The organism is Azospirillum formosense (genome assembly GCF_013340925.1).
Taxonomy (GTDB): domain Bacteria; phylum Pseudomonadota; class Alphaproteobacteria; order Azospirillales; family Azospirillaceae; genus Azospirillum; species Azospirillum formosense.
In genome coordinates this window covers 1-18,311 of sequence record NZ_WHOR01000016.1, presented here as the reverse complement: position 1 = coordinate 18,311, position 18,311 = coordinate 1, and the positions used below count along the sequence as shown (strand labels likewise).

At 61.9% G+C, this 18,311-nt stretch carries 23 protein-coding genes; 4 read left to right on the top strand and 19 right to left on the bottom strand.

Annotated elements, in window-relative coordinates; all coding sequences use genetic code 11:
* The 10 genes from GBZ26_RS03995 to GBZ26_RS03950 form a co-directional block, all read right to left on the bottom strand.
* Entirely contained in the window at positions 1-333 is a 333-nt protein-coding gene (locus tag GBZ26_RS03995) for a head-tail joining protein (RefSeq protein WP_174437697.1), read from the bottom strand.
* 68 nt (positions 334-401) lie between these two features.
* A complete protein-coding gene (locus GBZ26_RS03990) occupies positions 402-1,424 on the bottom strand; it encodes a major capsid protein (protein ID WP_174437696.1) in 1,023 nt (340 codons plus the stop codon).
* 20 nt (positions 1,425-1,444) lie between these two features.
* Entirely contained in the window at positions 1,445-1,825 is a 381-nt protein-coding gene (locus GBZ26_RS03985; RefSeq protein ID WP_174437695.1) for a head decoration protein, read from the bottom strand.
* Between the two features lie 12 nt (positions 1,826-1,837).
* Positions 1,838-2,869 (bottom strand): head maturation protease, ClpP-related, encoded by a 1,032-nt coding sequence (locus tag GBZ26_RS03980; RefSeq protein WP_174437694.1) that lies wholly within the window; start codon positions 2,867-2,869, stop codon positions 1,838-1,840.
* A gap of 3 nt (positions 2,870-2,872) precedes the next feature.
* Positions 2,873-4,390: a phage portal protein gene (locus GBZ26_RS03975; protein WP_174437693.1), complete on the bottom strand. Its 1,518-nt coding sequence runs from the start codon at positions 4,388-4,390 to the stop codon at positions 2,873-2,875.
* A gap of 2 nt (positions 4,391-4,392) precedes the next feature.
* The gene (locus tag GBZ26_RS03970) at positions 4,393-4,617 is read right to left on the bottom strand and encodes a hypothetical protein (RefSeq protein WP_145701212.1); all 225 of its coding nucleotides are present in this window, start codon (positions 4,615-4,617) and stop codon (positions 4,393-4,395) included.
* A 2-nt stretch (positions 4,618-4,619) separates the two neighbouring features.
* Positions 4,620-6,578 (bottom strand): terminase gpA endonuclease subunit, encoded by a 1,959-nt coding sequence (locus tag GBZ26_RS03965; protein ID WP_174437692.1) that lies wholly within the window; start codon positions 6,576-6,578, stop codon positions 4,620-4,622.
* On the bottom strand, positions 6,508-7,233 hold the full coding sequence (locus GBZ26_RS03960; RefSeq protein WP_174437691.1) for a hypothetical protein: 726 nt from the start codon (positions 7,231-7,233) through the stop codon (positions 6,508-6,510). The genes GBZ26_RS03965 and GBZ26_RS03960 overlap by 71 nt, the downstream gene beginning before the upstream one ends.
* Before the next feature lie 230 nt (positions 7,234-7,463).
* On the bottom strand, positions 7,464-8,222 hold the full coding sequence (locus tag GBZ26_RS03955; RefSeq protein ID WP_174437690.1) for a hypothetical protein: 759 nt from the start codon (positions 8,220-8,222) through the stop codon (positions 7,464-7,466).
* 162 nt (positions 8,223-8,384) lie between these two features.
* Positions 8,385-9,194, bottom strand: a complete 810-nt coding sequence (locus tag GBZ26_RS03950; RefSeq protein WP_246653931.1) for a DNA-methyltransferase — start codon at positions 9,192-9,194, stop codon at positions 8,385-8,387.
* Between the two features lie 267 nt (positions 9,195-9,461).
* On the opposite strand from GBZ26_RS03950, the gene GBZ26_RS03945 reads away from it, so the two are divergent.
* Together GBZ26_RS03945 and GBZ26_RS03940 are read left to right on the top strand one after the other, a co-directional pair.
* Positions 9,462-9,815, top strand: a complete 354-nt coding sequence (locus tag GBZ26_RS03945) for a type II toxin-antitoxin system PrlF family antitoxin (RefSeq protein WP_174437689.1) — start codon at positions 9,462-9,464, stop codon at positions 9,813-9,815.
* Positions 9,816-9,899: 84 nt separating this feature from the next.
* A complete protein-coding gene (locus GBZ26_RS03940) occupies positions 9,900-10,373 on the top strand; it encodes a type II toxin-antitoxin system YhaV family toxin (protein WP_174437688.1) in 474 nt (157 codons plus the stop codon).
* Here GBZ26_RS03940 and GBZ26_RS03935 read toward each other — a convergent pair.
* The 7 genes from GBZ26_RS03935 to GBZ26_RS03905 form a co-directional block, all read right to left on the bottom strand.
* Entirely contained in the window at positions 10,370-11,368 is a 999-nt protein-coding gene (locus tag GBZ26_RS03935) for a site-specific integrase (protein ID WP_174437687.1), read from the bottom strand. The two genes, GBZ26_RS03940 and GBZ26_RS03935, sit on opposite strands and share 4 nt — an antisense overlap.
* 33 nt (positions 11,369-11,401) lie before the next feature.
* Positions 11,402-11,779, bottom strand: coding sequence for a hypothetical protein (locus GBZ26_RS03930; protein WP_174437686.1), 378 nt, complete (start codon positions 11,777-11,779; stop codon positions 11,402-11,404).
* Positions 11,776-12,033 (bottom strand): hypothetical protein, encoded by a 258-nt coding sequence (locus tag GBZ26_RS03925; protein WP_174437685.1) that lies wholly within the window; start codon positions 12,031-12,033, stop codon positions 11,776-11,778. The genes GBZ26_RS03930 and GBZ26_RS03925 overlap by 4 nt, the downstream gene beginning before the upstream one ends.
* Positions 12,034-12,146: 113 nt before the next feature.
* Positions 12,147-12,968, bottom strand: coding sequence for a hypothetical protein (locus GBZ26_RS03920; RefSeq protein WP_174437684.1), 822 nt, complete (start codon positions 12,966-12,968; stop codon positions 12,147-12,149).
* 22 nt (positions 12,969-12,990) lie between these two features.
* A complete protein-coding gene (locus GBZ26_RS03915; RefSeq protein WP_174437683.1) occupies positions 12,991-13,287 on the bottom strand; it encodes a hypothetical protein in 297 nt (98 codons plus the stop codon).
* A gap of 800 nt (positions 13,288-14,087) precedes the next feature.
* The gene (locus GBZ26_RS03910) at positions 14,088-15,257 is read right to left on the bottom strand and encodes a reverse transcriptase domain-containing protein (protein WP_174437682.1); all 1,170 of its coding nucleotides are present in this window, start codon (positions 15,255-15,257) and stop codon (positions 14,088-14,090) included.
* 5 nt (positions 15,258-15,262) lie between these two features.
* On the bottom strand, positions 15,263-15,829 hold the full coding sequence (locus tag GBZ26_RS03905) for an SLATT domain-containing protein (RefSeq protein ID WP_174437681.1): 567 nt from the start codon (positions 15,827-15,829) through the stop codon (positions 15,263-15,265).
* 367 nt (positions 15,830-16,196) lie between these two features.
* Between GBZ26_RS03905 and GBZ26_RS03900 the strand changes: the two genes are divergently transcribed.
* Together GBZ26_RS03900 and GBZ26_RS03895 are read left to right on the top strand one after the other, a co-directional pair.
* Positions 16,197-16,436 carry a hypothetical protein gene (locus GBZ26_RS03900; RefSeq protein WP_174437680.1) on the top strand — a complete coding sequence of 80 codons (240 nt, stop codon included), beginning with the start codon at positions 16,197-16,199 and terminating at the stop codon, positions 16,434-16,436.
* 56 nt (positions 16,437-16,492) lie between these two features.
* On the top strand, positions 16,493-16,645 hold the full coding sequence (locus GBZ26_RS03895; protein WP_174437679.1) for a hypothetical protein: 153 nt from the start codon (positions 16,493-16,495) through the stop codon (positions 16,643-16,645).
* 446 nt (positions 16,646-17,091) lie between these two features.
* Here the strand turns inward: GBZ26_RS03895 and GBZ26_RS03890 are convergent, their stop codons facing one another.
* Together GBZ26_RS03890 and GBZ26_RS03885 are read right to left on the bottom strand one after the other, a co-directional pair.
* Complete coding sequence (locus GBZ26_RS03890) at positions 17,092-17,643, bottom strand: hypothetical protein (RefSeq protein ID WP_174437678.1); 552 nt, start codon at positions 17,641-17,643, stop codon at positions 17,092-17,094.
* A gap of 8 nt (positions 17,644-17,651) precedes the next feature.
* Positions 17,652-17,831 (bottom strand): hypothetical protein, encoded by a 180-nt coding sequence (locus GBZ26_RS03885; protein ID WP_174437677.1) that lies wholly within the window; start codon positions 17,829-17,831, stop codon positions 17,652-17,654.
* Positions 17,832-18,311: the final 480 nt, after the last annotated feature.

The following is an 18,311-nucleotide window of genomic DNA, read 5'->3' as shown; positions in this document are numbered from 1 at the left end:
TCAGGAATCCTTGAGCAGCACCCGGGCCATGCCGTGCCCGTCCGGCTGGACGTCCCAGACGCGGCGCACCGTCCCACGGACCACGAAGCGGTGGCTCTGCCCCAGCTCCACGCCGACGGGCAGATCGGCCAGCCGGATCAGGAGCGACGGCGAGACGTCGGAGATCTCGGCGCCGTCCTCGACACGGATGCTGACGAAATTCTCGTCGTAGATGCCATCAACGGCCTGATCATCGGCGCCCGGTCGGCGGAAGAGGACCTCGCGTCCATGCGCCCGTTCGCCGAACTCGTCCAGGCAGGCCGCGTTGATGTCGTCGTCGGTGTCGTCGAACATGGGGGCCTCCAGACACGCGAAAGGCCGCCCGAAAGCGGCCCCTCGCGTTGGTGGTCGGGCAGTCAGGATCAGGTGCGCTTGCCCTTGATCAGGGACTTCGGGCGCGTGCAGTACTGAAGCGCGTTCATCTGCACATCGAGGTTCCGGCCCTTGCCGTTGGGCATCGGGAACTGCTTGGCGTACAGGCGCTGCCCCATCGTGTTGACCGTTTCCTCGTAGTCGGCCGGGGCGTAGACGGTGCGGAACAGGCCGGGCGCGCCCTGCGGGAAGATGTGGCAGTCGTCCGCGCCGATGAACGACGTGTCGCCGACGGCGCCGCGGTAGTTCTCCCACACGATGCCGCCGAACTCGAACGCGCCGTAGATCTTGTCGCCGTTGGGAAGCACATAGCCCTCCCGGAGCACCTGGGCCATCGGCGTGCCCTTGTAGGACTCCACGACTTCCGGGTGCGCCAGCAGATCGTCGAAGAAGGCATCGCCGCAGAAGCAGTGGATGCCGGTGTACGGAACGCCGTCCAGGTTCTTGGCGATGGTGCGGGCAACGGCCGCGCACTTCTTTCGCAGCACACCCTCGGCCGGGCTGGCGTTGTCCAGGTCAAAGTCCACGACGGCCTCCTGGGCCACCTCGAAGGCGGCGAACAGGTTCAGCGTCGAGCCGTCGGCGTAGGTCACGATGCCCTTGATGGCGCCGATGCGGGCGTATTCCTCGGTGGCCGCCATGGACTGCGAATGGATCGCCATGCGCTCGGCGACCTTGCCCTGGACGGTCTCCAGTTGGCTTTCCGATCCCCAGGCGCGAACGTTCTGAACCTCCTCCGCCATCACGGCGTCGTTGATCTCGAAGTGGGGGACCACGAAGGGCCGGGCGACGCGCTTGCCCTTGTCGATCGTCTGGCCGGCGGCGCCGCGCGGCGACGGCTTGACCAGCGACAGGACGCCGTTCTTCTCCTCGACCATGATCATGGTGGTGGAGACGGACGATTCGGCGAAGATGCCGAGCTGGCCGATGCGGCCCGGCACGAACTTGATCTTGTTGATCGCGTCGGTGAGCGAGCGGACGCTGAAGGCGTCCTGATTGAAAACGTCCAACATCCCAGGATGTCCTTTCAGCGTTAACGGGCGATGATGCCGACGACGGCGAGCTGGGCGATCTTGGCGGCCCGCTTGGCGGCGTCGTTCACGGTCTCGTCGTAGGTCAGCAGGGTGGTGTTGACCTCGGCGAAGCGGGTGATGGCGGCGGCCGACACGTCGGCCGCGGTGGCGTCCACAGGGTAGAGCAGCACCGCCACGGCGGTTTCGGACCCCGTGGCCGGGTCGGCGGCGGCGGCCGTGGCCGGCTCGTATTTGCCGGACGCGGCGATCTTCCCAAGAACGGTGCCGGCGGCGAGCGGGCCGGCACCGGAAACGATGGTGACGACGTCGCGGGAAATGCTCCGGTTGCCCTCGGACAGGACGAATTCGGCCGCGTGGCGGCCCTCGGTCAAAGCGGCCATGATGATCTCCGGTTAACGCGCGGTGCGCTGGTTGACGGTGTTGATGGCCTTGTCCCAGCCGTTGGCCTGGGGCTGGCTGTTCGGGCGCGAGGTGTCGGTGACGACCGACTCGTCGCGGTCGGCGGCGGCCTCGTTGGCGATGGCGCAGGCCGCATCCACCGTCAGGCCGGAGGCGACGGCGGCGATCAGGTTGCGGGCCATGTCGGGCCGGCGGAAGCGCGCGCAGGCGTCCTTGACCTTGCGGGCGTCCTCGATCCGGCGGGTGACGTCGGCCTCCGTCGCCGTGCCGGTGAGCAGGCCGGCGGTCAGCTCGGGGAACCCGGCCTTGGCGCAGAGGTCCGCGATCTGCCGGGCCTCGGCGGGCTTGGCCTGGTCGGAGGCGGCCGGTGGAGGCGCGTCCGGCGGAGGCGCCGGTGGCGGCGGGGCGAGCTTGGCGGCGATCGCCGTCGGCACCTTGGCGAAGCGGGCCGGGTCGACACGGGCGAAGTTGGTGGCGTCCACCGCGTCGGTGACGACATCGCAGAAGCCCAGTTCCTTCGCCTCCGCGGCGGTCATCCAGGTGCCGCCGTCGGTCAGCAGTTCGTCGAGCTTGGCGTCGTCCAGGCCCGTCTTGGCACGGTAGGCGGCGATCAGCGACTTGCGCATCTGGTCCATCACATCCGCGGTCTCGCGCAGATCCTCGGCGGTGCCGGACGCCCACCATGAGACGTTGTGGACCATCATCATGGCGTTGCTCGGCATCTCCACCGTGTCGCCGGCCATGGCGATGACGGAGGCGATGCTTCCCGCGAAGGCGTCGATCTTCACCGTCACCTTCGCCGGGTGCGTCCGCAGCAGGTTGCCGATCGCCAAACCGGCGAAGAACTCGCCCCCGCCGCTGTTGATGCGCACGGTCAGGGCGGTGACCGGCCCCAGCGCCTTCAGATCGTCGGCGAAGTCCTTCGCCGTGACGCCCCAGTAGCCGATCTCATCGTAGATGTAGATCGTGGGGGGCTGTTGGCCGCCGCCGTCGGCGGCGGCCTTGATGTCGTACCATTTGGCCATGGCTCACTGTTCCTGCTGGTGGGGGTCCGGATCGTCGGGGGACGGCGCCGGGTGGTTGCTGGCCAGCCCGTGGCGGGTTTCCCGCGCCTGGTCGGCGGCGCGCTGCTCGTCGATGGTTTCGATCTTGTCGCCGCGCTCGTCGGCGATCGCCTTGCGGGAGTTGATCCCGATGGCGAGTTCGGTGCCCAGCGCCTCGATGTCCTGCTTGGGGTTCAGGTACTCCCAGCGCTGCGGACGGTTCTCGAACCGCTTCAGATCGGCGTCCGTCAGGCCCGGCGGCACGATCAGGGCCTGCGAGGCGACGGCCAGGTCGATGAAGCGGGTCCAGACCGGGCGGTTGAGCTGGAAGCCGACGAGCTGGTGCTGGTACATGCCGACCGTGCGCTTCAGCGTGTTGAAAGCGGCCCGGAAGGTGCGGTCGTTGGTCTTCTCCCAATCGCCCGACACCTCTTCGTAGATCAGGTCCAGACCGGCCGAGACGGTGCGCAGCGCCGAGCGCTCGAACGCCTCGTCGGCGCCCGCCGTCTCCTGCCAGTTGGTGAACTCCACCTCCTCGCCCGGCTCCAGGTACTGCATGGTGCCTGGTTCAAGCGCGACCGCCGGCAGATCGCCAAGCTGCGCCTGGACGTTGCCCCAGGCCCGGGCCAGATCGTCCAGGTCCATCGTGCCGTTGACCGCCCGCCGGACGAAGCCGACCAGCATCGTCAGCATCTGCTTGCGCAGCAGCGAGGCGTCCTTCCAATCGCCCAGATGCTTCAGGACGGTCACCACGACAGCCAGCCAGGGCAGACCGCGCAACTGGCCGGCCGGAGCGAGGCGGAGATGGCAGACGTCGGCGGCGTCCACCCGGGACAATTGCCCGATGTCGAAGGAGTCCCCCAGCCCGACGTCGCCGGGGTGTTGCCGGTGCATCCAATAGGCGGCCCGCTGCCCGAGCCGGTTGCGCTCGATGCCCTGCAACACCGGGTTGCTCCCGTTCGGGGTGGCGTAGCCCAGCGGCACCTGCTCCGTGGGAATGACCTGCAGCTGCAACGGCACCGGCAGGGCATCGGACGGGCGCCGGGTGCGCAGCCGGATGAAGGACTCGCCCCCTTCGACCATCTCGTCGACGGCCTGCGCCTGCAGCCCATAGAAATCGTAGGCACCGTCCGCGTCGGCGTAATCCGTCCAGCGGTCCCACAGGGCGTCGATGGCCTCCCGCACCGCCGGATCGGGGCAGAGTGAGCGCGGCACGATGCCGGTGCCGACGATGTGCGTCCGGTACAGCGTGCGGGCGCGGCGGCCATGCGGGTTGTTCCGCCCGAGGTCGCGGGAGCGGCGCACCAGCTCCGGCGCGCTCGCCTGGACAATGGCGTTCGGGCCGGCGCCGGTCGCCCGCCACCCTGCGAGGCGCCGGCCGGTCGACGCGCCGTTGAAGGCTGGAGCCGCCGGGGCCTCGTTGGTGGGCGCCGCCGGGGCGTTCGCCACCGGCAGGTAGAAGGCGGTGCCCTTCACCCGGACCCTGATTTCCGCGTTGCGCATGGTCAGTATCCCGAGCGCGGGGTGACGACGAAGCTGCGCACCGGCCGGGAGGTCCCGTTGGCCAGCTTGGCCGCGGAGATCTCGCGATCGATGACGCCGAGGGCCTTTTCGGCCTGGCCCAGGTCGTATTCCACCGTCCGGTCGCCGGTGGTCACCCGCTTGCGCAGGCCGGTCAGGCGACGGATCAGGGTGGCGCGCTGCGCCTCCAGGTCGGACAGGGTTGCCATGGTCATCGTCCTATGCGGGCAAGGTGGCTGGAGCGGCCGACCTTGCGGGCGGGTAGCGTGGTGGAGGTGGCGGGTTTCTCGGTGTCCGGATCGAGCGGGCGCAACGCGTGGACCTGCATCAGCTCCGCGGCGGCGGCCTGCATCATCTCGCAGTCGAGGTAGTGGTTGTCCTTGGACAGCCGGACCCAGGTGACTTCGCCACTCGGCTTTACCACTCGGTTCTCCGCGACGATCTGCCGGCAATAGGCTTCGGTCACGTCCGCCGGGAGGTGCCAGCCGCCCGGTTCGCCGGCCGGCCAGTCGAGACGCCCCATCACCCACGACTTGAAGAAGTCGCTGTCCAGGTGGTGGAGGATCACACCCGCCCGCTTCGCCGCCTTGCCCTTGGCGTTGACCGCCGCCTGCGCCGTGCGGATCGGCGTCGACAGCTTTTCCTGTCCCTTGATCGCCCGCACGCGGCCGTTGGCGTAACGCCGGCAGAAGTCGTAGACGGCGTTGGTCGGGCGGCGCCAGCGGTCGCCCGGACGGTAGCCTGAGTCGATCAGCGCCAGGTCGAAGGGCTGGCCGTCGTGGCCACCGTCGACCAGCTCCGCCAGCTCGTTCCAGACCTCCGGCCGCTCCGTCTCGCCGGCGATCTGGTCGGCCCGGACCAGCCAGCTTTCGTAACGCGCCCCCCAGCCGCGGATGACGTAGTAGAGCCCGAACTTCTGCACGTCGACGGTGAGGGCGATTTTCTGCACGCCGGCCGGCGCTTCGCCCATCCGGTAGTCGATGGCCCGTCCGGCAATCTCCTCCCACGGCTTGGCCGGGCCGCCACCGGCGCTGCGGAACAGCTCGCCGAAGCGGGTGTTGATGACCGTCTGCAGCCGCTTGGTGTCGCCCGAACGCCGGGCCCGGACGAAGTCGGCGGCGCGGTCACCGATGCTGACGAAGGGCGAGCAGAGGCCAGACACCCAGAACGAGACCGTGTCGCCGTCGAGATCCGGGCCGCTGATCGTGCCGTCCTTGGCCACCCGCTGCCCCGGCGCCACGAAGACACCGCGCGCCAGCATCTGCGGCTTGTGGTGGTTCTCGATGACCAGGCCGGCCGTGTTGACGTCGCAGTCCGGGTTCGGGCAGGCCAGCCGGGCCGTCTTCTTGGCCTGGGCCGGCGTGTCGCCGGACCACTTCAGCAGGCTGAACCGCGGGATGAAGAACTCGCCGCAGTGGGGGCACGGCCAGGCGTATTCGTGGCGCGTTCCCTCCTGCCACAGCTTCCAGGTGGCGCTTTCGATGTCCTCCGGGTCGCCGACCTTCCAGTGGATCAGCCCGGTGTCGGAGTGCCGCTCCTCCTCGATGTTGCCGATCAGCGGGGTGGAGGTGACGCCGAGGCAGAAGCCGGGGTAAGTCTCGCCGCGCGCCCGCGCCAGCTCGACCGGGTCGCCTTCGCCCTTGATGTCGCCGTCCATGCGGTCGCGTTCGTCGACGAACACCAGGCCGGCGGGCTGGCCGGCCAACTCGGCGGCGGAACCCGCCCAGCCCAGCCGGATCTCCGCGCCGGCGACGATCTTCATCGTCTTGCGGTTGGCCTTGCCCCACCGTGTCTTGACGAAGAGGGTGGGCGAGGTGCGCAGCATCTCCGTCAGGCGCGGCTCGATCACGTTCTCGACGAAGTTGCGCGACGGCCCGAAGTAGATGATCGGCACCGGGGCATAGTCCTGGCGTTTGCCGATGACGTTGAGCACGCCGGTGCTCTTGGTCATCTGCGAGCCCATGACGAAAATGACCATGCGCCAGCGGGGATCGTCGAAGGCCCGCATGATCGGGATCATGTAGGGCACCCGGTCGGGGCGGTAGGGACCGGGTTCCGCCGACTTCGCCGGCAGCACCACGTTCTCCTTCGCCCACTCGTCAGTCCACCGCTTCTTCGGCGGCCGGATCGTCGCCGCCGCCCGGCGCAGCAGCGCCGCTACGTTCGGCAAGGACCGCGGCACGCTCGAAGGCTTTGGCGACGGCGGCAAGGGCGGTGCGGTGTTCATCGCGCATCAGTCCCTCAATCACCGCCGCATCACCGCCGGTCAGCTCGGCGAGCTTTCCCGCGGTGCGGCCGGCCACCCCGTCGAGTCCCTGCCGATAGAGCGTGTTGGCGGTGTCCCACGCTGCCTCGACCTCGCCGCGGGGGATGTGTTCGCGGTCGTGGGCCATCGCCTCGCGACGCTTCAGCTCGCCGGCCCAGAACTTGTCGATCCGGTTGACGGTGTTCAGGTCGCCGATCTGCGCCAGATCCATGCTGGTACCGTCGGCGAAGGTGACCGTGGCGCCTGACAGATCGTCCGCCGGCGCGGAAGCCGGCGGTGCGCTCTCCGTCCTGGCGGGCTTCGCCGGCTTCCCCGCCGCCTGGTCGACCTTGGCGGCTTCCGCGTTGATGACGGTTTTCCGCTGCTGGGGCGGCGTCACTTTCGACCGCGGCTTGGTCTGGTCGAGGTTCTGTTCCCGCCACCAGTCCGCTTCCTCGGGGTCGATCATCCCGGCGTGTGACGGCATGCCCCGGGCGCAGTAGCGGCTGATCTGGGATTTGTTGACCCCGATCCGGGCCGCGTAGTCCGTCTTGGACAGCAGCTTGTTGCGTGGTGCCATCGTTGCGTTGCCCCCGGCACCCGGCGCAACAGGCCGGCCAGCCCGGAAGAGCTCGCCTTTTCTGCGCGGTTTCAGTACGTTACGTGGTGTTCTTCACGCTCCCGGCGGGACCGCAACACGCTGTTGCGTTGCGTGCGGAACCGAAAAATCCACGGACAGCGCCGCTCGAACTACCCGCACCGCCCGAGGTCGCCAGGGGCCCCCGGCCGGTCGGCGGAGCGCGCTCCGGTTCACCGCCGGAACCCTTTGGCCCGCGACGCTGCCACCGCCTGCTCCAGCGCCGCCCGGAACTCCGGAGCCAGATGCTGCTTCACCACCGCCGCCGTGATGCGGTCGAAGGGGAAGCGCTTGCGGTAGGTCGGGGCCTTGCGAACGAAGAACAGGACGGGCTGGGCATCACGCCCCTTCGCACCGGCCCGCTTGTAGATGCCTGGGGCCAGGCCGGGATTGCCCGGCTTGGCCGCGAAATACTGCTCCTTCCGCCGCTTCCCGCGACTCTTGCGGGTCTGGCTGCGGTTCTGCCCGCGGTCAGCGGCAAAGGACCGGATGTGCGACAGCGCCTTGGTGAGCTGGCCCCGGCTCATGTTGCCGAAGGCGTCCAACTCGGCGTTGTCACCCGGCATGGCGAACCAGCCGCTGGGCAGAATGCCGGCGGACTGCAGCAGCCGCTCGAAGCGCTTGGCGCGGCGGGGACCACCGTCGACCTGGGGCCGCAGGTACTTGGTCGCTGGTGTGCCCTTCGCGGCGAAGTCCTTGAAGCCGACCTCGGCGAACAGCTTCGCCATGCTGGCGCGGCGGACGAACATGGACCGCATGGTGAAGGGCGTGGGCCGGTCGAAGATGCTGGGCAACTCGGCCGTCAGACGCTCCTTCACCATCCCGGCCACCTTGTTGGTGGCGACGACGGCGGCCCATTTGGCGTCACGTCCGAAGGTCTGCATGGCCCGCTCGAACTCGCGGGCATCGCGGCCGAAGTCGATGGTGAACATGGGGAGCCCGTCAATTTGCCGATACCAAATCGTTCACCGGTGAACGGTATGGCCGTGGTCGGGCAGCTCTGAAACCGGTGCAAATAGTTCCACACCAGCCAATGGGCGCGGCCGATGGCGACAAAGTGCGCTCCATGGCCCCCTCCGGGAAACGATCAAGGGTTATGCGGCGAGATCCGCGTTCAGCTCGGCGAGGCGCTTCCAGCCGGCATCGAAATACCGCTGTTCACGCTCCACCCCGAAGAAGCGGCGTCCGCGCTTCACCGCGGCGGCCCCGGCCGAACAGGAGCCGAAGAAGGGGTCGACCACCAGCCCGCCGACCGGACATGTGGCTTCGATCAGTTCGCCCAGCAGGGCCTCCGGCTTCTCGGTCGGGTGGAGGCCGAAGCGCACCGGCGGGTGACTCAGCACGTTGGGCGTGCGGTGGTTCAGCGGCTCGCGACCGACACCCTTGGTGAAGTGCAGGATAAGCTCGTGCCGGTTCCGGAAGTGCCGACCCATGCCGAGGTGCACCTTGTCCCACACCAGCAGGCCGGCGCGTCGAAGGTCGGCGCTTTCGATGGCGTCGGCGGCCTCGCCCCGCAGGGCCAAGCCGCGCAGTTCATCCGCCGCCACCGCATCGGCCAGGCTGTCCATCATGCGCCAGTCGATGAAGCATAGGAGGTGCCCGCCGGGCACCAGGATGCGCTGCCATTGCAGGGCACACTGGCGGATCAGCGACATGAACCCGCGGGTGCTGAGGCTGTCCGAGCCGAACCACCGGTCTCGTCCACCCTCCTTCGTGCCGCGGGTCATCGTCTTGTTGTAGGCGGTCTTACCGGCCTCGCGGGTGGCGCCGCTCGAATAAGGCACGTCAGTCAGCACCAGGTCGACCGAGGCGTCCTGGAGGTCCTGCATCCGCTCGATGCAGTCCCCCAGCGCCAGCGTGGCACCGCCAATCGTCACGAAGTCGGGCATGCGTTTCTCATTCATGGTATGGCTCCGCGTCCATGCCGGCTCAATCGCGTTGGTGGGCTAGGTGGTGATAGGCGTCGCCAGCTCGGCACCATGAATGGCGCCGAGAGAGCTTCTCAGTCGGGCTAATTATGATGTTTCCGGGTGAAGGGTTATCGGTTTGCCGGTTCTCCCATCGGAACCGAAGTCAGCTTAGCTTGCGATAATCCCATTTTTCGCAAGCTAACCCTTGCCGAAGGAACGTTGTACGTATATCTATACGTTCACCCAAGGAGGGGAACCGAGATGACCAAGCTCGCTTACAACGGCTCGATCACCACGACCGGCGCATCCGAAGCGATTCGCTTGGATAAAACCCTATTCCGCCAACATCCCGAGTTCCGCCAGAAAGCCAAAGTTGAGGCTCATGTGATCGGACGCGGCACGCTGCTCGTCCATCTTGTTGATGACGGCCAAGATCCAGAGAATCAGGAAGACCCAATGGTCGCTGCCTTTCTTTCTTTCATCGAGCGCGACGCCGTGGCGCACCCGGAGCGTATCGCACCGCTGTCCGCGTCCAAGGTTGCACGCGCTGTTGAACTGACCAAGAACGTCACCGTCTCTGACGACGATGTCATTCCGGACGACATCAGCTTCTGACCTTCGTGACCACAAGGGCCGGAACGGCAACGGAAGCCGTTCCGGCCTTTTTCGTTCCTCTTATGCATGCCGGATACCGTGGCCATGTCTAATTCACCTTTCGATACTCGCCATGGCTGGCAACTCTACATGCACCCGGCGTTCAAGGGACGCTATGACACCTTGGTGGACAGCGTTGAGCGTTTGAAAGTGGCCGATGCTGAGGGTTATGTTTCGCACCCTCAGGCCAAGTTGCTGAAGCGCATCAACGAACTCATTCTTGATGAAATCCCGAGCAAACCGGGCGACCCCAAGTATCGCCAGGGAAAGACACTAGGCAGCGCCTACAAGGACTGGTTTCGGGCAAAATTTTTCAGCCGTTTTCGGCTGTTCTTTCGCTACAGCACTGACCAGAGAATTATTATCTTCTGCTGGCTTAACGACGAAAACACTTTGCGCCAAGCTGGCTCTGACACAGACCCCTATGCTGTGTTCGCAAAAATGATCAGAGCTGGCAACCCTCCCAATGATTGGGAGGAACTCATAAAGGTCGTAGTGGGCGAAACAAAAAAGGTCTAAAGCCCGAGAGCGGCGGAACTAGATCCGTCGAAGACAGTGGCCCGGCGGATGTAAGCGCGCGTGGTGTCTGCCTTCTTGTGGCGGAGCTGGCGTTGGATGGTTTCCTCCGCAGCACCGGCCTGCGCCGCTGTCGTGGCGTGACCGGAGCGCAGCGAATGGCCCGCCACGCGCTCCGGATCAATGCCGGCGGCGGCGGCAGTGCGTTTCAGCATGTCCACCGCCGCTCGATCGGAGAGGCGCCCGGCGCCCGTTCGTCCATGACGGTTGACCGACCGGAACAGAGGCGCGCCGGCCGACGCGGCAGACGCCTGCATCCAAGCCTGTACCGCCAGCACCGGGCATGTCGCCTTGTGTCGCCCGCGGGCGACCCCAACAAGTTGCCCCTGCCCTTCCTGGTCGGTCTTCGACCGGACCAGGTGCACCAGGATGCCCTGCGAAGTCAGTTCGATGTAGCCGGTCCCCGCCCCGATCCGCCCCACGTCCAAGCCCATCAGTTCCGACCGGCGCAAAGCCGACGCGAAGCCCAAGAGGATAAGGGTACGGTCACGCAGACCGGCGACGGTGGAACTGGGCACGGTGGCCAGCATCGCCCGAATGTCATTGGCGACGAGGGGGGCCTTGCCCATTTTCGCCGTGCCGATCGTCCGCTTGATGCCGGCGAAGGTGTTCGCGATGGCCGGGTGCTTGGTATCGAAGCCCTCGCCTGCCTGACGGTGGGCGAAGGCCAAGGCTGCGAGCGCCTGCTCCATGGTGCTGACCGTCCGCCCTGCCGTGGCCAAGTGGGTGAGGTAGAGCCCCACCGTCGTCGGTGCCGCGGGCATCGGACCGAAGCCCGTTTCCCCGCACCAGGTGGTGAAGGTCCGGAAGGCCTTGCGGTAGGCCAGCCGGGTGTTTTCAGCGATGGCCGCACCGGCGAAATCCGCCGCCTGTTCAGCCAGTGTTTCAAGGTCGGCGACAACGGCGGAACCGCCGGAAAACAACGCGGGCAAGGCCATCGCAGCCCCCCAATAAGCGCCCTTATCGGTGGGTCAGATCAGCTCGAAGGCCGCGGTTTCAGCGGGTTCCCGGAGGATGAACCCCTTGGCCGCCAGCACCGGGGCGATCTGCCCGAAGGCCTCGTCCCACAGGAGCCGCGCGCGGGCCTCACGGTCGCGCGTCGGATCGGGCGCCGACCGGCGGCGGCCGTAATGCCCCAGCACCGCGAGGTGATCCCGCGTGAACTGGCCGCGGCGGTAGAGCTGGTCCACCGCATGGGCCACATCGAGCGGCTGGCAGGGACGTAGGATCGGCTCGGGTGCCCGCTGCACTGGCACGCCGTAGACGCTGCCGGCCACCATGCGGCAGGTCCACAACCATGCCTCCTCGGCATTGACGAAGGGCACGACGGCGACATGCTGTCGGGTCATTGGTTGCTCCTAGCGATCTCGCGGGCGTCGGTGAGACGGCCGACGGCGTAGGCGCGCAGCTCGTCATAGAGAGACCCGCTGTCTTCGAGCAGGGGGAGCACCCATGGCACGGCGACCCATTCGTCGCCCATGCGGATCTCCACCCGGTCGATGCTGGCTTCCCAGCGCCCGCCCCGGTACTGGATGCGCGCGTCGTATTGCCGCTCCGCCGACCCGAGGGCGAGCGTCAGCACGGTGTCGTATTCGCATCGCATGATGCACCTCGGAAAACACGAAGCCCGCCGCGGCGGAGCCGGGCGGGCTGTGTGTGCACCCACGTCGGGCACTGTCTGCAGTCAAGTAGTGAACTTTATTCCTAAATAATAGGTTAACTATCCTTTCTGGAGACCCATGGTGTCGCCGGGGCGGCAAAGCCGGTCACCCGATAATCGCGCAGCGGCAGATCCACCACCGCTCCCAACACCCGCATCATGCCGGCATGCCACGCGGCGTAGTCCTCCCGCGCCTCCCGGATCTCGGCGTTGCTGGGCGACAGCTCCACCGCGCTCCACCGGACCACCACCTGACGTGATCCATCGTCCATGGTGCGATAGGTGAAGCCGGGCTCGGCCTGCTGAAACTTGCGGCGGCCCCGGCTGTCCAGGATGCCGACACCGCGGGCGATCATGCGGCGCGCCACCGTGGACAACGGCGGCAACGACTCCCATTCGCTCACCACGACATGGCGCCGCCCCCCACCTCGGGGCGCCGTGTTCTTGACCGGTACGAACCGCTGGCGCCCCAGGTTCCAGCATGGGCGTCCACCTTGGCGCGCCTGGTCGAGGACGAGCCGCCGCCAGCCCTTCAGGTTGCCGAAGGCCCGGTCGATGGCTGCCATGACCGCCTCGGCGTCCGGATGCAGACGGGGCGCCACGCCCCGAATTTGGCCGCCACTATCCACGCGCGTTCCGGCGAGGCCGATCTCGGCGACGCGGACGCAACTGTCCACACCCCATCCGCCCGACCCGTCGAAGCCGCCGGTCGGGCGGCGCCCCCGCCGAATAGCCACGGCAGCGGCCAACTCGACCGCATGCAGGCTCACGCGATCCCGGTCGGCCTTCTGGGTGCGGATGGCCCACGCGACCAACTCTTCGAGGTCGATGGCGCGGCGCTGACGCACGACAGCGCCGGTGGGGGCGGGAACGGCCACGGCAATCTCCAGCGGATGACCGTTAGGCGGCGATTGCCGGCTGGATGGTCGCAGCACACAGACGTTCGATGCCAGCGGCGAGCGTGTCCAAAGCCGCCGCAGGGATCATCGCGGGATCGTTGCGGTAGGTCAGCAGGAAGCGCCCCTTGGCGATCAGGTCCTCGGGCGTTTCGACTTCCGCGCAGGCCAGGACGTGTTCCAGATTGCCCAGCATGCAATCCAGGTCGTCCGGCGCGACCGGTTCCTGAGCGGCGCAACACGCGGCAAGCCGCTGGTAGGAGGCTAGCAGTGAGGGCAAGGACAAAGCGGCGATGCGCATGGGTCGGCTCCGGCGTTCGGGAGCCCAGGCGCGGTGCCATGTGATGGTGTCGGAATGCGGGGCCAATGTCATCCTGGCAATGCCACACCTGGGTTTAGGACTTTTGCCCTGGTTCGCCTAATTATTCCTTTCGAGTGGAATGCCCATAAAGTTTGTCCCATCTTTGTTGCTGAGATGCCGACTTTGTCGCGTCGAACTCGGCTTGCTGTTCCGCCAGGAGTTGGAGATGGACAGTATCAATCGCGAGGTCCTCATCGCCATTTCACTGGACCGATGAGCCATCCTCCCCGATTTCAGGCCTACGGAATACAGCGTCGTCGCGCAGTTCGGCGATGTCGTGGACCGTTATCCAAATAGCCAGATCCACCCGAACTTTTTCGCCCGTCATCCAATGGAGCTGCAAGATGCGTCCCTCTGGTTCGGCGCTAACACTAGCGACTTTCGGAATGGGCCGGGAGACTTGAGTATGCCCCATTTCGTTATTGATCATAGGCTTCAACACTTGGTCAGGAGGTAGGAAGACGGCTCCATTTAGCATCTATTAATCCGAACTTGGTTGAGCGTTTGGTATGTAACCGCAGAGTATCTCGGATCGGATAGTGTACAAACACCAGTGTCTGTCTGGAATGGCACACTAAGAAAATGATTCCAACACATCTCGTTCCAATACGGCCACTTCCTTCCTAATCGCTTTGTAGAACTCTGAGCGAACAAACCCCTCCCCTTTCCTCATTATGTCTTGCTTTGACAAGCCTGTTAGAATAGACACCACATCCGTCATGTGATCTATGCCGGTTTCATCAAAATTTGGGACGTATTTTGTAATCTTGCCATTGAAGCGTAGTTCGTGATATGTTTTTATAAAGGTTTTTTTGCTTGCCCAATAAGTTACCCCTTCCGCTATCTATAATTTTATTTCTAACCAAACGATCAAGCCGCGCGAGCTGCCTAGTATCTTCTGACTGAAGGAAGAAAAACATCCATCCGTAATTCTTACCTTCGAACCGACACCCTGTAATTCGAAGATTTAGAAGCCAAGTAAATTTGGCATCATACTTAGCATCCCCTGCTCCAGTTCTAAACCTTGAGAACAAAGATATTATCCCCGAAATCATTTTTCGAAGAGAAGACTCCCTAACAGATATTATTGAGCTTGACAGATGAAAACCAAGGTAATCTACGCCCCGCTGAATATTGCTAATACAGGATTTACTGCCATCACCGAGTTCATGACATTCTAGATGACGCTCATTCTTAAGACGCCACTTCACTTCGTTAAAAACATCTTGAGCATGAGAAAATGATTTGCATATAATAAGTATATCATCCACATACCTATAGTATTTGTGGTTTTTTCTAATGACAGAATCAAATTCAAGAAGATATATGTTTGCAAGAATGTTAGAAATACTTAATCCCTGAGGAACTCCCCCTTCGCCTGGCCTAAATGTCGGCGTCGTTAGAGCCTTTTCTATTAAAGAAATTGCCTCAGCCTTCCTTACCTTTTTGCTTATATCTTTAATAAGAAGATCCCTATTCACAGATGGGTAGTAATCGCGAACATCAATCCTGAGAAAAGCAGCATTCTGATCGCTGGCGACAAGCTGCTCTTTAATACTCTTGATGTAGTCGTGAGGCTTCCGCGTAACAGCTTCCGGATAAACTTCGGCTAAAAAGTCGCAAAGCGCCCGCAAAGTAAGCCTGTCGCGAACAGTTGGAATTGATAACATTCGGGGAGCCTTTAACGGACCCTTTGAAATCAGCTTTTCCCTGTACCGTGTAAATTTATAAGTACCATTTGCAACTTTCCTTGAAATCAGATCAACTTCATCTATAGCGCGATCTGCAAATTGGCTTGTACGAACGCCATCCCTCCCGACAGTTCTAGTCTTTGAAATCCTTTCTTCGAATAGATACTGAAGATTGGATTTTTTAAACTTCTTGCAGAATATTTGATACGGCTTCGGCATGTTAATCAGACGACCAGCGCATACAGAGATGCGGCAACAACGCCAAACGGAATTAGATAGCATAAAGAGAAAAAAGAAACTCTTCTCATGATATAGCTCAAAATTACCCAGTATCCCGGAGTAATCCTATCATTACTCCCAGGGCATTTGATGGCATCCCTCATTTTGAAGTGGCGTTCAAATACTAGATCAAAGTAATCTCGATCAGCATGGTTTGGGTAACATTCCAATGCAGCACTATACTTACTAGCCATCTCGCTTGCAGGCATATCATCCTCAATTAATCTTTGGAGCTTTAAATAACACTCTCTATGTCTCGCTGCTCTCTCCCCAAACTTAAATCCATAAATAATCAAGGTTGCCGCGAACAGCAGCAGCGAAGACGCAACATTGATTTTTGATAGACCTGGAACAACAGCGCCTATTTCATCAGGGTAAATAGATGTAAGCAAAAGGACAACTGACACTGTGTTAATCATGATATGCGCGGCCAAATCGTACGACAAGTACCGACGCTCGGAAATCATTCTAGTTTTAGATGTAATCCAAATACGATCGCGTACAGCCGACATCTCACACCTTTAGAAAAGTGCGGGCGCAAATTACTGAATAGCTATTTCCTACATGAGGAAAGCACATGGGCTAGAGTTTCCCCTGGTCACTAAGCAAGGCCCCCCAAAGGAAGCCAGCAGCACCGATCCGGCGCTACTCCGCCCGCACTTCTCCTATACTAACGATAGAGGTACCCCAGTGCAAGCGGTTCGCGAAGGATAGGGGAAACCTTCTAGTCGTACAGTTAAGCCTGTGAGCCTTGAAGGCGTAAGCTGTTAAGAGCGCGGACTAAAACCGGTCCGAAGCTGAGACGTATCAACGTCTTAGGGTTACTGGGTCGGGGTTCTGATAGGTGTTCAATGGGAGTCTCCACCTTCGGAAACTCCCATGATCGTTGCCCTGGATGTGTTGACGGGTTGGCCGTCCCGGCTTGAGGAGCTGTTCGGCCGCATTTCCAGTGAGGTCGCGCGTGCCAAGCTGCTCGACAGTATCCCGGCACCGTCGGGCGCATTGACTGTCCTCTACGTGCTGGCGGTGCACGGCAATGAAATGCTGAACGCCCTGACCGCCAAGCGCGAGTTCCTTCGCCTCATGGCCTCGGCCGACTCGTGCCGAAGGATGGCTTAAAGCGGCTGAGCGCCGGTGTAGGTGCCAATCGGCTACGCTACTACGATCGGGCCTAGTTGCGCCTGTTCCGCTTGCAGGAACCGCTGTGGGATCACTGGCTGCTGATCCGATGCGACCGCAAGGACCACGTTGACAGGACCTACTACGTCGCCTTCGGGCCGATGAAAACCACCTTGCCGTACCTGGTGCGGGTGGTCGGGCGGCGGTAGGCGATCGAGAAGTGCTTCGAGATCGCCAAGCGGGATTGCGGGTTGGCCAATTACGAGGTCCCTAGCTGGCACGGCTGGTATCGGCACATCACCCTCTCGATGCTGCCACTTGTTTTCCTTGCCGCCATGCGCCTGCGTCTCATTACGGAAAGGGGCGGCAGCTGAACGCAATTCGAGCCGATTGCCTACAGCATGCCGGAGATCCGCCGCCTCATCAGCACCCACCAGAGGCAGTGCTCACCCGGACTCCCCCTGATCCTCGGTTGGTCGGTGTGGCGGCAAACGCATCAGGCCGTCGCACATGCATATCAATGTGACAACCAGATCATGTCCGGGCAACCTCAAATATAGGAACGACATAATTCGATATACATCGACCATGGGTAGTAAATATCTGTCTACGGCCAAACACAACCAATTACAAAGACGATTTATTCTGGGAACTCCTACACCATTCCAAGCTTTTCGGGAGATATCCGAGAATTCACGAGGTCGTGTAGCATTTCTCTAATTTTATCGCACTCCATAGATGTCGATTTGTCCTCATCACTTAGTATAGGGACATTAAATTTCCATTGGCTTTCACTTCTTGAAGTCGCAATAACTTCAGCAGGACCCGCAATCTTATTTATTAGAATAGATAGACGCATAAATGGTTCGTCGCTACCAAACAATATTTTAAATTTCGGCTGCTGCCTCCACAAATTATCCAACGCTTCATTTGCAGAATTTATTCTATAAAGAACCAAGTATCCTAGAATGTAAATAGAATCAATTTCGACGCCTCCATTATATTTCTCTGATATTTTTATAATTTCTTCACGACTAGGATGTGCTGACGTCGTTGTTTTTATAGCTCTAAGAGCAATATCAAAATCCTCCAATACATTCATTGCCAAGTCAAATGCCACTCCTTCCCGACGAAGGTTTTCTTGATCAGCAGCAAGCTTAAACTTCCTTTCTTCAATATTGATAGACGCACGCTCGAACTGCGACATGCCCCTAACTATTGCAAAAATGGCAGCCCCCCCACAAGCATGGCGCCAACACCACTTCCATAGTAATAAACAAGCTCAGCCTTCTTCTCAACTGTTGACCAAATTCCAAACATAAAAACCGCCGTTGCATCTATTACATAGAGAAACGCTATGCTCAATAAAATAGACACAAAGGCCTTGAAGGGCATTAGATTATTCCTCTAATTGAGCATACCGCACGGTCGTATCTTGCGATATACAGAAAAGAATTAACGCCATCCCTATCACAAATTTGAGCATTTTCCTATATTTTTTGAGTTATACTTTTATTAACATTATCGTGTGGTTAGTTTCTGCCACCGCTCAAAGCGCCGCAGTTCGGGCAGCGGTATCGCTCCCTCGCGGACAGCAAAGCGGATCAGGGGCAGCATTTGGACCAAGTGTGTTGTTGTGAAGCTCAGCGATGTGCTCGGCCAGAGCCGCAACGGTTGCGTCATCCAGCCCAGTGTCGCAATGAGGGTCGAGCACTAGCAGGGCGCGGAAAAACGAACATATTCTGGCCTTTTTCCCCCGCTTAGGCTTGAGAATGGGGGTTCTGAAGCCCGTTTTTATCAGAATGGAGCGTCTTTTCGCGCTCCGCGGCTGCCGGAACCGCCGTTCAGGCGGATTGCGGGCGTGATTATGCCGCT